This window comes from Pseudomonas sp. LBUM920 (assembly GCF_003852315.1).
Classification (GTDB): domain Bacteria; phylum Pseudomonadota; class Gammaproteobacteria; order Pseudomonadales; family Pseudomonadaceae; genus Aquipseudomonas.
In genome coordinates this window covers 3,281,751-3,294,761 of the sequence record NZ_CP027762.1, presented here as the reverse complement: position 1 = coordinate 3,294,761, position 13,011 = coordinate 3,281,751, and the positions used below count along the sequence as shown (strand labels likewise).

At 59.8% G+C, this 13,011-nt stretch carries 14 protein-coding genes; 8 read left to right on the top strand and 6 right to left on the bottom strand.

Features of this window, described 5'->3' with window-relative positions; genetic code table 11:
• The first annotated feature begins 73 nt into the window (after positions 1–73).
• Entirely contained in the window at positions 74–892 is an 819-nt protein-coding gene (locus C4J83_RS15285; protein WP_119740374.1) for a M949_RS01915 family surface polysaccharide biosynthesis protein, read from the top strand.
• A gap of 108 nt (positions 893–1,000) precedes the next feature.
• A complete protein-coding gene (locus tag C4J83_RS15280; RefSeq protein WP_106579209.1) occupies positions 1,001–1,915 on the top strand; it encodes a site-specific integrase in 915 nt (304 codons plus the stop codon).
• Between the two features lie 118 nt (positions 1,916–2,033).
• Here C4J83_RS15280 and C4J83_RS15275 read toward each other — a convergent pair whose 3' ends face one another.
• A complete protein-coding gene (locus tag C4J83_RS15275) occupies positions 2,034–2,891 on the bottom strand; it encodes an SDR family oxidoreductase (RefSeq protein ID WP_119740376.1) in 858 nt (285 codons plus the stop codon).
• 96 nt (positions 2,892–2,987) lie between these two features.
• Entirely contained in the window at positions 2,988–3,899 is a 912-nt protein-coding gene (locus C4J83_RS15270; protein ID WP_124418875.1) for a LysR substrate-binding domain-containing protein, read from the bottom strand.
• A gap of 114 nt (positions 3,900–4,013) precedes the next feature.
• Between C4J83_RS15270 and C4J83_RS15265 the strand changes: the two genes are divergently transcribed.
• Positions 4,014–4,622, top strand: a complete 609-nt coding sequence (locus C4J83_RS15265; protein WP_124417494.1) for a LysE family translocator — start codon at positions 4,014–4,016, stop codon at positions 4,620–4,622.
• A gap of 9 nt (positions 4,623–4,631) precedes the next feature.
• Here C4J83_RS15265 and C4J83_RS15260 read toward each other — a convergent pair whose 3' ends face one another.
• Positions 4,632–5,837 carry a multidrug effflux MFS transporter gene (locus C4J83_RS15260; protein WP_119740382.1) on the bottom strand — a complete coding sequence of 402 codons (1,206 nt, stop codon included), beginning with the start codon at positions 5,835–5,837 and terminating at the stop codon, positions 4,632–4,634.
• 239 nt (positions 5,838–6,076) lie between these two features.
• On the opposite strand from C4J83_RS15260, the gene rbsK reads away from it, so the two are divergent.
• From rbsK to C4J83_RS15245, 3 genes are read left to right on the top strand one after another with little or no spacing between them, the layout of a single operon-like run.
• Positions 6,077–7,006, top strand: coding sequence for a ribokinase (rbsK, locus tag C4J83_RS15255; protein ID WP_124417493.1), 930 nt, complete (start codon positions 6,077–6,079; stop codon positions 7,004–7,006).
• A 32-nt stretch (positions 7,007–7,038) separates the two neighbouring features.
• Positions 7,039–8,370 carry an L-fucose:H+ symporter permease gene (gene fucP / locus C4J83_RS15250; protein ID WP_119740387.1) on the top strand — a complete coding sequence of 444 codons (1,332 nt, stop codon included), beginning with the start codon at positions 7,039–7,041 and terminating at the stop codon, positions 8,368–8,370.
• On the top strand, positions 8,367–9,413 hold the full coding sequence (locus tag C4J83_RS15245) for an aldose 1-epimerase family protein (protein ID WP_124417492.1): 1,047 nt from the start codon (positions 8,367–8,369) through the stop codon (positions 9,411–9,413). The genes fucP and C4J83_RS15245 overlap by 4 nt, the downstream gene beginning before the upstream one ends.
• Here C4J83_RS15245 and deoR read toward each other — a convergent pair.
• Positions 9,410–10,168 (bottom strand): DNA-binding transcriptional repressor DeoR, encoded by a 759-nt coding sequence (gene deoR / locus C4J83_RS15240; RefSeq protein ID WP_124417491.1) that lies wholly within the window; start codon positions 10,166–10,168, stop codon positions 9,410–9,412. The genes C4J83_RS15245 and deoR overlap by 4 nt on opposite strands.
• Before the next feature lie 130 nt (positions 10,169–10,298).
• On the opposite strand from deoR, the gene deoC reads away from it, so the two are divergent.
• Positions 10,299–10,982: a deoxyribose-phosphate aldolase gene (gene deoC, locus C4J83_RS15235; protein WP_124417490.1), complete on the top strand. Its 684-nt coding sequence runs from the start codon at positions 10,299–10,301 to the stop codon at positions 10,980–10,982.
• A 54-nt stretch (positions 10,983–11,036) separates the two neighbouring features.
• Here deoC and C4J83_RS15230 read toward each other — a convergent pair whose 3' ends face one another.
• The gene (locus tag C4J83_RS15230; protein WP_124417489.1) at positions 11,037–11,414 is read right to left on the bottom strand and encodes a winged helix-turn-helix transcriptional regulator; all 378 of its coding nucleotides are present in this window, start codon (positions 11,412–11,414) and stop codon (positions 11,037–11,039) included.
• A gap of 99 nt (positions 11,415–11,513) precedes the next feature.
• Here C4J83_RS15230 and C4J83_RS15225 point away from each other — a divergent pair, with 99 nt between their 5' ends.
• Complete coding sequence (locus C4J83_RS15225; protein ID WP_124417488.1) at positions 11,514–12,263, top strand: SDR family NAD(P)-dependent oxidoreductase; 750 nt, start codon at positions 11,514–11,516, stop codon at positions 12,261–12,263.
• A 183-nt stretch (positions 12,264–12,446) separates the two neighbouring features.
• On the opposite strand, the gene C4J83_RS15220 is transcribed toward C4J83_RS15225, so the two are convergent.
• Positions 12,447–12,971: a nuclear transport factor 2 family protein gene (locus C4J83_RS15220; protein ID WP_164487940.1), complete on the bottom strand. Its 525-nt coding sequence runs from the start codon at positions 12,969–12,971 to the stop codon at positions 12,447–12,449.
• Positions 12,972–13,011: the final 40 nt, after the last annotated feature.

The following is a 13,011-nucleotide window of genomic DNA, read 5'->3' as shown; positions in this document are numbered from 1 at the left end:
TTTATTCAACAAACTTCTCTGCATTGCCCCTCAAGTGCCGGTAAAGTAAGCCATCTCTTGCCAGGGTACTCGGATGAATAGCGTGCAGCTTTTACGCGGCCAGTTGCGGCCTGCGTTGATGGGATTGTTGATGGCTGTGGCCTGCGTCACGACCGTGCGCGCCGATGATGGCGTGGCGCTTACCTCTGTCGATCAGGTGCCCGAAGGCGTCGAAGTGCGCGGCAAACAGGTCGCGGCCTACACCTGGGACGACAGCCAGGGCAAGAACCTTCTGGTGCTCGCCGAACAGGTCAGCGAACGCGATGACGATGGCACCCAGTCGGCGTTCGTCTACGCCGCGCAATACCTGCTCGCTGGCGATCATCCCAAGCGCGTGTGGATGCTCTATGACGATGTGCAGCATTGCCAGTTCGACGCCGCGCTGCGTTTTGACATGGCGGCCACCAAAGTCACCGACCTCACCGGCGACGGCATCACCCAGGCCACGGTGGGCTATTCGCGCACGTGCACCAGCGATGTCAGCCCCAACGAATTCAAACTGATCATGCACGTTGGCAAATCCCAGAAGTACCGCCTGCGCGGCGTCGATCGCGTTGGGGCGAGCTGGTGGGACGAGGAAGCCGGCGCCTTGCGGGGTATGCCGCTGCCCAAGGATTGCAGCGTGGCGGCGCAGCAGGCGCTGGTCAGTCAGTACAAGGAGCAGGGCACCGAGTTACCTCTGCCGGGCTGCTATGGCGATGAAAAGGACTTTGCCAAGGCGCCGGACAGCTACCTGGCGTTCATGCGCCAGCATTGGTTCGCGCTGATGCAGAAGCAGGACACCGAGTGGAGTCAATCCCAGACCCAGCCTCAGCCCGACGACGCGACCGGGGATGACGAAACGGCCCCGTGATTTGGTGCCAGGGCCGGTCCTGCGCTAGACTCGGCCTTCGCCAATTCACTAAATACCTCGATTAAACAATGGCTTGATCGAGGTATTTAATCCAAAGGCTGATCTCCCTTGACTGAGTCCATCCGCAACCCGCTGACCCTTTACCTCACTCGCCTCGCGCCCTCCAGCCAACTGACCATGCGCTACGTGCTGCAGGACGCCGCCGACCGCCTGGGCTTCGAAGACATCAACCTCGAAGACATCGACTGGCACCTGCTGCAACCTGAACACGTGATTGCCCTGGTCGCCGCACTGCGCGAGGACGGCTACGCGCCCAACACCTCTTCGCTGTATGTGAATGCCGTGCGTGGGGTCATGAACGAAGCCTGGCGCATGAGCCTGATCAGCCAGGACCACCTGCTCAAGATGCGCTCGGTCAAGGCGGCGCCCGGGACCCGACTGGGCCAGGGGCGCAATTTGCGCCGCAGCCTGATTCGCGAACTGATGGAAGTCTGCGCTGCCGACCCGCGCCCTCAGGGCCTGCGGGATGCGGCGGTGATCGGCATTTTGTATGGGTCGGGCATGCGCAAGTCAGAGTCGGTGAACCTCGACCTGGCGCAGATCAACTTCGAGGAGCGCAGCCTGCGCGTGACCGGCAAAGGCAACAAGGCGTTGATCAAGTACGCGCCCGCCTGGGCATTTGAAAAGCTGACAGCCTGGCTGGACTTTCGTCGCGAGCAGCTCAAGGACGGCGAGCAGGACGATACGTTCCTGTTCAACCGCATTCGCCGGGGCAGCCATATCACCCGTGAGCGCATTACCAAACACGCGATTTATTACATCGCCCGTCAACGCGGCGAACAAGTTGGCGTGAAAATCATGCCGCATGACTTCAGGCGTTCGTTCATCACCCGGGTGATTGAGGAACATGACCTGTCAATCGCGCAGAAACTCGCGCACCACAGCAATATCCAGACTACCGCCAGCTATGACGTACGCGACGACAATGAGCGGCGGCGCGCCGTGGACCGGTTTGATTTATAACTTCAGTCAACCATGTGAGAGGGGGGGCTTGCTTCCGAAGATGCAGGGTCAGCGACTCACTGACTGACTCTGCGCTATCGGGAGCAAGCCCCCTTCTTTACTTGGTGGTTTACCGGGTTTAGAGGATTGGCTTGCCGCCGGTGACCGCGTAGCGCGAACCGGAGATATAGCTGGCTTCATCCGAGGCCAGCAACACATAGATCGGCGCCACTTCTACCGGCTGGCCGGGGCGCCCCAGTGGGGTTTCGCTGCCAAAGCTCTGCACGTCTTTGTCCGTCATGGTCGCTACGATCAGCGGTGTCCAGATCGGGCCCGGCGCTACGCTGTTGACCCGAATGCCTTTGTCACCCAGCAATTGCGCCAGGCCGCCGGTGAAATTGGCAATGGCGCCCTTGGTGGCGGCATAGGCCAACAGCGTTGGCTTGGGCATGTCGGAATTGACCGAACTGGTATTGATGATCGAACTGCCGGCTTTCATGTGGGGCAGGGCGGCCTTGCAGATGCGAAACATCGCGGTGATGTTGATATCGAAGGTCCGCACCCATTCCTCGTCTTCGATCTCTTCGAGGGTTTCGTGGGTCATCTGGAACGCGGCGTTGTTGACCAGGACGTCAATGCGCCCGAACTGTTCGACGGTCTTGTCGACCAGCGCCTGGCACGTGGCCTTTTGGGCAATATCGCCGGGCAGCAACAGGCACTGGCGGCCCGCTTCTTCAACCCAGCGTGCGGTCTCCTTGGCGTCTTCATGCTCGTCCAGGTAAGCGATGGCCACATCGGCGCCTTCACGGGCAAACGCAATGGCGACTGCGCGGCCAATGCCGCTGTCGGCACCGGTGATCAGCGCGATTTTGTTGGCCAGCCGGCCCGAGCCCTTGTAGCTCTTCTCGCCGCAGTCGGGGTACGGGTCCATTTTCTTCTGGGCGCCGGGTACGGATTGGGCTTGGGGGGCGAAGGGTGGGCGAGGGTAGTCAGTCATCTCAGTCTCCATAGGTCTTCAAGGGTGCTATGGAGTTAGTAGTTTTGCCGGCGGCGATAGTTGTAGTGAATGTCGGGCAAGCCCGACGAATGGTTTTCAGCCAGCCGCCGGCAAGAACTCAAGGCCTGGCAGCCCCAGCGTCGGAACGAGCCGGCTCAGGCACTCGTACAGTTCACGCAACGTGTGGGCGTGGCGGCTCGCTCTGGGCCAGACCAGATAGTAGCCATCACCCGAGGCGACAGCCGTTGCGCAGGGCAGCGTGATCAGCCCGTCGCGCACATCGTTGGCCACCAGGTGCAGGTCGCCGATCGAGACACCATGGCCGCGCATGGCAGCCGAAATCGCCTGGTCCAGCGTATCGAAGACCTTGCCACGGTCCAGGTCGATACGCGCGTCAGATGGCTGGGCGGCCAGCCAGCGTCGCCAGTCCCGGCGGTCGGCGGTGGGGTGGATCAGTTCGGCCTCGGCCAGGTCAGTGTGCACCCAGCCAGGCGCGCAGATGGGGATCAACCATTCATCAAACAGTTTGTGTGCGTGCACATCGGCGCCGAACTGACCGTTGCCGAGCAAAATCGCGCAGTCGTAAGGCTCTGCGTAAAAGTCCACGCTGTCGAAATCCATCCAGACACTTGCCAGCTGTATCGCCATTTCAGGCGCGCTGAGCTTGAGGAGGTCCAGCGTGTGCAGCAGCCAGCGCATGGTCAGCGTCGATGGAGCCTTTAAACGTAAATCGCCAGTGCCGGCCCGGAAAGGCGCGCACGCCTGTTCGATGATGCGAAAGCCGACCTTGAGTTCCTGCGCAAGCCGTTCGCCCGCAACGGTGAGTTGCAGTCGAGGCCCGAGGCGTTCGAACAAACGACAGTTGAGGAGGCCCTCGAGGGTTTTGATATGGCGGCTGACCGCACTTGGAGTCAACGACAAGGCTTGCGCCGCGCGTGTAAACGAAGACGTGCGGGCCGCCACTTCAAAGGCGCGCAGGGCATACAGTGGTGGAAGGCGTTCGGCCATGGAGGGGCAGTCATTGTGATTAAAACTCATAGTAGGACACAGGCTTTTACGTTTTTCAACGCGCGCGGCCTGGCGCAAGCTCACACGCCTCACTTCACAAGGCGTTTAAGCGCGATGAATAGCTCGTTACTTCTGATTTATGTCTTCAGCGTAGTGGCCCTGATTGTCACGCCCGGGCCGGTGGTGGCGCTGATCATCACTACCAGCCTGCAATCCGGAAGCCGGCGCGCGCTGTTGACGGCGGCGGGCACCAACCTGGCGTCGCTGATCCTGGTCCTGGTGGCGGTACTGATTTTGTCGGGGAGTTTTTCCGTCAGTCCAGGCCTGCTGAGCGCGATCAGCGTTGTGGGCTGCCTGTTCATCTTGTACCTGGCGGTCCAGGGGCTGCGCTATCCACCTGGTCCAGGTGTCCAGACCCGCTGCGCGCGCAGCGGTGTCGGCAGGGGTTTTCTGGTGGGAATTTCCAACCCCAAGGACATCATTTTCTTCGTCGCCTTCTTCCCTCAATTCATCCACGTGGCGGACTCGTTCAGTGCCAGCGTGGCGTGGTTGACCGGGTTGTGGGTGCTTATCGACTTTGCGGTGCTGGCAGGGTATATCGCCCTCGCGCGCCAGGCGTTCGCGCTGAAATACCGCGCGGCTATCAACCGCGTGGCGTGCCTGGTGCTGCTGGCCGTGGCCCTGATGGGTATCGCGCATTCAGGGCGTTTGCTGCTGGGATGACGATGCGTATCAGCTGCGTGGCGAAGGCTGTAGATGCACGGGCAAGCGGCGCAGTGTCCACCAGGTGGTCAGCATGGCCGCGACTGCGCACAGGGCGATGCCGATCAACATCGGTGCCGGCGTATGGTCGGCGTACAACCCGATCAGGGTCATGGACACGGCGGCGGTGATCATCTGGATGGCGCCCAACAGGGCCGACGCGGAACCCGCAACGGCGCCGTGGTCCTCCAGGGACAACACGCCGGCCGCTGGCAACAGCAGGCCGAGAAAGCCAAAGCCGATAAACAGCAGCGTCATCATTACTGCCAGATGATTGCCCCACAGCGTGGTGGCGGCCAGCAGCACCATGATCGCCGCCACCGCCATGACCGACCAACGAATCACCGGCGCCAGACCAAAGCGCGCGCTCAGGCGGGCGGTCATTTGGCTCATGGCAAAGAACGACGCGGCATTGAGCGCAAAGCACAGGCTGAATTGCGTCGGCGTCAGGCCGAAATATTCGATGTACACAAACGGCGCGCTGCCGATGAACACAAAGAAGGTCGCCAGTCCGAAGCCGCTGACCACCGCCAAGCCGATAAACACCGGGTCGCGCAGCAGTGCGCCGTAACTGCCGATGGCGGTGCCCAGGGTCTTGCCCAATCGGCGCTCGGCCGGATGGGTTTCCGGCAACTGCACAATGGTCATCACCAGGCACAGCACGGACACCACAGCCAGTACGGCAAACACTTCGCGCCAACTCCAGAGTGAAATCACCACGCTGCCGGCCAACGGCGCCAGGATCGGCGACACGCTCATCACCAGCATCAGCAAGGCCATCAGGCGCGCGGCTTCGTGGCCGGTGTACAGGTCACGAACAATCGCCCGCGGGATGACCATGCCGGCGCACGCGCCGAAGGCTTGCAGGGCGCGAAAGCCGATCAGTACTTCGATGCTCGGTGCCAGGGCACAGCCGACACTGGCCACGGCAAAAATCACCAGGCCGGCGTAGATCGGCGGCTTGCGCCCGTACACATCGCTGAGGGGGCCATAGAACAGCTGGCACACGCCGATGATCATGAAGAACACCGTCAGGCTCATCTGCACCGCCGCCGGCGAGGCCTGCAGGCTGGCGCCAAGGGTGGGCAGGGCGGGCAAGTAACTGTCGATGGCGAAGGGGCCGATGGCGGTGATCAACCCCAGCAACAGGGCGAGGTGGGCGATGCTTCGAGACATGGGGTGTTCCGGGTGACGGCGAAAGATCGGCCAGCTTAGAGAGCCGCCCGAGGGGTTACAAGGTGGCGTTTACACAGGCGCTACATTTTTGGCCTTGAGCCTGTCGAGGCCGCCCATTCGGGCTGACCATTGATCTTTGCGCTGAAAAATAGATTGAATAATCACACTTAATGTTATTTAAATAACAAAACAAAAGCACCACGACCTGCCTGGTCGTGCTGCAACAAGGTGGAATAGCAATGAGCAAGATCGCAGTCATCGGCAGCAATATGGTGGATCTGATTACCTACATCGACCGCATGCCGGCCCAGGGCGAAACCCTCGAAGCGCCGGGGTTTGCCCTCGGTTGCGGCGGCAAGGGCGCCAACCAGGCGGTGGCGGCAGCCAAGCTTGGGGCCGATGTATTGATGCTGAGCAAGGTCGGCGACGACATGTTTGCCGACAACACCCTGGCCAACTTCCAGCGCTTTGGCATCGACACTCGTTATGTGCAACGGGTGCCTGGCGTTTCCAGTGGTGTGGCGCCGATTTTTGTGCGCACCGACTCCCACAACAGCATCCTGATCGTCAAAGGCGCCAATGCGTATTTGTCGCCGGCGGACATCGAGGCGGCGGCGGCTGATTTGCGTGAGTGCACGCTGATTGTGTTGCAGCTGGAAATCAACCTGCAGACGGTCTACTACGCCATCGAATTCGCCCACCGACATGGCATTGCGGTGCTGCTCAATCCAGCGCCGGCGCTGCCTGGCCTGGATGCCGACTATCTGGCAAAACTGGATTTTCTGATCCCCAACGAATCGGAGCTGGCGCTGATCACGGGCCTCACCGTGGACTCACCGGACTCGGCCCGCGCCGCCGCGCAAACCCTGGTGGCCAGCGGCGTTCGCCACGTCATCGTCACGCTCGGCGAGCAGGGGGCGTTGTACGTGGGCGAGGAGGGCACCTTCCAGGTGCCGGGCCAGCGGGTGGTCGCCCGTGACACCACCGGCGCTGGCGACGCCTTTATCGGGTGTTTCATCCAGCACTGGAACCGCGATGGCGATATCCGCCATGCCATGGAGCAGGCGGTGGCGTATTCCGCGTGCTCGGTGACGGCGCTGGGTACGCAGACCTCCTATCCCGACAGCGAAGCGTTCTCGCGCTTCCAGCAACAGCGCCAAGCCATCTAACTCGGCTTCTTAATCCAGCCCGGAGAACAATAATGAACAAACCTGCGCTGCAACAGACACCCGATGGGTTCTACCTGAACCGCACGCCCTGGTTCGCTTTTATTCTGCTGTGCAGCATCTTCGCGTTGTGGGCCGCGGCGGCGAGCATGAACGACGTGCTGATCGCACACTTCAAGAAAGCGTTTTTGCTCAGCGATTTCCAGACCGCCTTTGTGCAGTCGGCGTTTTACCTGGGCTACTTTTTTGTGGCGATTCCGGCAGCGATGGTGGTGCGCCGCCTGAGCTACAAAAGTACGATCCTGATTGGCCTGTCGCTGTACATGCTCGGCTGTTTGCTGTTTTTCCCGGCGGCGTCGACGGCCAAGTACGGCATGTTCCTGCTGGCACTGTTTGTGATCGCGGCCGGGCTGTCGTTCCTGGAAACCGCCTGCAACACCTACTCGACGTTGATGGGCCCACGGGAAACCGGGACGCGGCGCTTGAACATCTCGCAGACCTTTCACCCGTTCGGCGCCATGGCCGGGGTTTATGTGGGCAGCTTTGTGATGTTCAAGGACACCGATGCCACCACTGCACAGCTCAAGCAGATGAGTGTCACCGATGCGGCGGTGCAACAATTGCAAATGATCCAGTCCACGCTGTTGCCCTACAAGTGGATGATCGCCGTGCTGGTGTTGATGTTCATCCTGATCGCCATTACTCGTTTCCCGGCCTGCAAGGGCAACGCACCTGTCGACAATACGTCTGGCAGCTTGCGCAAAAGCCTGGGGCGGCTGTGGCGTAACCCGCGGTTTACCTTTGGCGTGCTCGCGCAATTTCTGTATGTGGGCGCACAGGTGGGCGTGTGGAGTTTCACCATTCGCCTGGCCATGCAAATGGGCGGCATGAATGAGCGCAGCGCTTCATGGTTTCTGCTGACCACCTTTGCCGCCTATTTTGTCGGCAAGTTGATCGCCAATCTATTGATGCGGCGCCTGCACCCGGCCAAGGTCTTGGCGATCTACGGGGTGCTGTGCATTGTGCTGCTGGCCTACACCATTCTGGTGCCGAACATTTCTGCGGTGTACGCCGCGGTCGGCGTGAGTATTTTTCTCGGCCCGTGCTGGCCGACCATCTACGGCCTGACCATCGATGGCCTGGGTGAGGACACGGGTGTCGGCGGTTCATTGCTGGTGATGAGCATCGTCGGCGGCGGGGTGATTCCGATCTTCCAGGGCCTGTTGTCCGACGCCAGTGGCGGCAACATGCAGCTGGCCTATAGCGTACCGCTGCTGTGCTTTATCGTGATTGTGATGTACGCGGTCAAATGCCTGCGCCAGCCGGACGCGTTGCCCTCACGTGCAGCCGCGGCGGTGGCCTCATGAATACGCGTATCCCGTTGTACCGGGCGGTGTTTGCCGAGCAGGAAAGGGTGCTTTTGCAGTCTGAGGATTTCAAGGTCAGCGCCTGGACTTATGCGTCTGGCGTGTTGGCGGTGAGCCTGGAGAACAGCCGTGGACGTCTGGTCGTGTTGCCGTATCAAGGGCAGATGATCTGGTCGGCCGAATTTGACGGCTGCGACCTGACCATGCGCAACCTGTTCGACGCGCCCAGGCCAAGCCTGACGGTCATCGACACTTACGGTTGCTTCATGTTTCACAGTGGCCTGTTGCGCAACGGATGCCCGGCGCCGGATGACACGCATGCCTTGCATGGTGAAATGCCCTGCGCGCCCATGGACTCGGCCTGGCTGGAACTCGGCGAGGGCTTTGTACGCCTGGGCGGCTCGTATCACTACGCCAAGGGATTCGGCGATCGCTACCGGGCGAGCCCAAGCGTAACGCTGCGCGCCGACTCAGCCTTGTTCGATATCGACATGGACGTGACGAACCTGGCCGGCAAGCCGATGGACCTGATGTACATGGCCCACATGAACTACGCGTACGTGGACGGCGCTCGATTCGTCGAGCCACTGGGCATGCAGCGCTTGCGCCTGCGCACCAGTGTGCCGGACCACGTCAAGCCGACGCCGGACTGGAGCGCCTACATGGCGCAACTGGCCGAGCATCCAACCCAGTTGGCCAGCCTCGACACGCCTGCGCTGTACGACCCTGAGATCGTGTTTTTCTTCGACGACGTGGGCACAGACGCCACGGGCTACGCGCATTTCTTACTGGATCATCCGGCTGGTTCGGCGTTCTACACCCGTTACCGCCCCGAACAATTCGCGCACGCTGCACGCTGGATTCTGTACACGCCGGATCAGCAAGTGGCGGCGTTCGTGCTGCCATCGACCTGCGAACCCGAGGGCTATAACGCCGAGAAAGCCAAAGGCCACGTGAGGTGCCTGGCGGCCGGGGCCAGCGCCTCGTTCAGCGTGACCACCGGCTATTTGAATGCGCAGGAACGGCAGACATTACTGGGTTAGATCAGCAACTGCGCGCCGCTGGACTGGATGGCTTCTTTATAAGCGCGCGGGATTTTCTTGTCGCTGACCACGTACTGGAAGTCTTCCAGGTTGGCGAAGTGGGCGGTGCGCACCGTGTCGAACTTGCTGAAGTCAGCCAGCAACACGCGCTGCTGGGCCTGGCGCAGGACCTTTTGTTTGACCTCGACTTCATTGAAGTTGAAGCACGTCACGCCGAACGCCTGGCTGACGCCGGCGGCAGTCACGAAGGCCCAGGTCAGGCGCACGCTGTCGAGGATGCTGCTTTCGGCGCTGCTTTCAAAGACCTGGTTCTTGCGGTGAAAGGTACCGCCGCACAACACGATGTGGCAGTTGGCTTTGTTCTGCAGCTTGAGCAGCACGTTCAACGAACTGCACACCGCGGTGAACTCCAACTCATCGGGGATGAAATCAATGACAAAGGGCGAGGTGGTGCCGCAGTCGAAAAACACCGTGTCGCCGGGCTGTATCAGCCGCGCGGCGAGCTTGCCGATACGGCGTTTCTCCTCGACGTGGCGTGTGTCCTGGTCGGCTACGCGGTAATCGCCGGCCTCGCCGCTGACCCGGGTGATGTAGCCACCCAGCAGGCGTACGTGCTCGGTGAAGTGGTTGAGATCGCGGCGCAGGGTCATCTCGGACACCTCCAGCAGCGCAGCCATTTCCCGCAGGTGGATGGCATTCTGGTCCTGCAAAGCTTGTTGGATAAGCTTGAGTCGCTCGGCTTTTTTACTGTCCACGCGTATTCCAGGGCTTGATTGTTTGTGTTAGATAAGTAACATTTAATGATATTATTGTAACGCATTAGTGTGGGCATTGTGACAAGCGCGTCCCACGATCATTGGCAACATACAGGCAAGGGCACGTTAAATGAACTCTCTTCAACCCGCAGCATTGGCCAAGTACATCGATCACACCTTACTGGCGCCCGACGCCTCCCGTAAGCAAATCCGCACCTTGTGCGAGGAGGCCATGCAGCATGGTTTTTATTCAGTGTGCCTGAACTCCGCGCAAGTGCCTTACGCCGCCTCATGCCTGACTGACAAGAACGTGGTGATCTGTGCGGTGGTGGGCTTTCCACTGGGCGCCGGCTTGAGCGACACCAAGGCCTTTGAAGCTGAACGGGCGATTGCCGCCGGGGCAGGGGAGATCGACATGGTGCTCAATATCGGCTGGCTGAAGGAAGGGCTGCTTGAGGCGGTGCGTGAAGACATCGCCGCGGTTCACAGGGCCTGCGGCGCTGTGCCGTTGAAGGTCATCCTGGAAACCTGCCTGTTGAGCGACGAACAGAAAGTCCAGGCGTGTGAAATCTGCCGGGACCTGGGTGTGGCATTCGTGAAGACGTCCACCGGGTTCAGCCGTAGCGGTGCGACTGCAGAAGACGTGGCGCTGATGCGCAAAACCGTGGGCGCCGGCGTTGGCGTAAAAGCCTCCGGTGGCGTGCGTGATTATCCGACGGCGGTGAAGATGATCGAGGCCGGCGCTACGCGTCTGGGCAGCAGTTCGGGCATTGCGATAGTCGGTGGGGCAACGACGGCGGCGAGCGGTTATTGATTGGCGCTTATATAACTCAACTAAATAGACATTTAGTTGAGTTATGCAAATATATTATATCGAGGAGCGACTTTCAAGACGGGCGAGGGCAGCCATGCGACGCTCGCTGATGCGTTCCACAGCGTCCATGTGTTCTGTTCCCCACACACACAGCGTCCCCAATGCCGTGGCCAGCGAGCGCCCGAATGGCGTCAGCGAGTATTCAACCTTCGGCGGGATTTCCTGGTAGTCGACGCGGGCGATGATCTCATCACGCTCCAACTCCTTGAGTTGCTGGATAAGGACCTTATCCGTCACGCCACCGATCGCACGCCGTAGCTCTCCATAGCGGTGAACGCTCTGTGCCAGATGATAAAGGACCAACGGCTTCCATTTCCCGCCAATCACCGCCAGGGCCGCATCGAGCCCGCAGCTGAACGTGTTATTCGACATGGCTCTACTCGCTGAATTGGGTACTTACCAAAAGGTGCATACTATTCAAAACAATAGCGCGGATCTAGAGTCGAGCCTCGACATTCTCGGGAATTCACCATGAGCAGGCTCAACGGAAAAATTGCAGTGATCACCGGCGGCAACAGTGGCATCGGCCTGGCTACCGCCATTCGCTTCGCAACCGAAGGCGCACAGTTGGTCATTGTGGGGCGCCGGCAGCAGGAATTGGACAACGCGCTACGCCTGATCGGCCCTGAAGCCATTGCCATTCAGGGCGACATTTCAAACCTGGACGACCTGGATCGCATCTTCACGCAAATCAAAGCTGCCAAAGGCCGAATTGACGTGCTGTTCGCCAATGCGGGCCTGGGGGATTTTCAGCCGATTGGTTCGATCACGGAGGAATCGTTTGACCGTACGTTCGGCATCAACGTCAAGGGCACCTTGTTCACCGTGCAAAAGGCTTTGGCACTGATGAGCACTGGAGGCTCTGTCATCTTGACCGGTTCAACCACAGGCACCATGGGCACACCGGCGTTCAGCGTATACAGCGCCACTAAGGCCGCGCTGCGTAATTTCGCCAGAAGCTGGGCGCTGGACCTCAAAGGCACTGGCATTCGCGTCAACGTACTTTCGCCCGGGCCGATCGCGACGCCTGGCCTGGACCTGGCGTTGTCAGGCACTGGCCAGAAGGATGCGATCATTGGCGACATGACTGCACAGGTTCCACTGGGACGAATCGGCCAGGCAGACGAAGTTGCGGCCGCAGCATTGTTCCTGGCATCGGATGAGAGCAGCTTCATGACCGGCAGTGAAATGTTCGTGGATGGAGGATTTGCCCAGGTGTGAAGCCAACAGGGGTTTTGCCCGTTGAAATCTGACGGGCACTGCCGCTGATTAAGTAACATGATATTACGCATAATGTATATTATGTTAAATCGTATGTCATGTCATATAAAGTCCGTCAGAATCGACCTGGCCACCTTGTGACTTTGCGAATTCAGTCGCACCCAGACGCCATCGAACGGCCCTTCAATTTTGATGAAGATCTGCCGGCTTTACTCGCCATAACTCGTTAAATGCAATGCTGTCAAAGAAAGCAGTTGCTTTCACAGCCTTGCCATTCCGCATCGTTAGTAGCCAAACATAGTCGTTTTCATAGCGGGTGCCATCATTAGTTGTTCCCGCCCCGGAGAAATGAACAACAACTACATCACCGTCAGCGAAAACGCCATTCAGCTCGCGTGGTCTGAACGGATTTTTTGAAGTCGAGAAACGAGCTCCGAACGGCCCCAGCACTCTTCGCATCAGCTCAGGCTTGCCCTTCGTCTTACCGGCGGCAGCTGAATTCCCTGAAATATTCCACTCGATGTCGTCTGAAAGCAATGATTGAAGCGACTCGTTATGGCCACCCATCCAGCCGATGAACGCGGTCGTGACAACAGCTTTGTTCGTGGCACTCATATTTAGCTCCGGCGCGGTGATATCGGACACCAATGACCGCGCGCCGGTTGGCGCGCAGACACTCGTTGCGAAGATTGATGCCAATACAAGCATCCGTAATATTCCATTGCTCATGTACGTGAGCTTATTACCG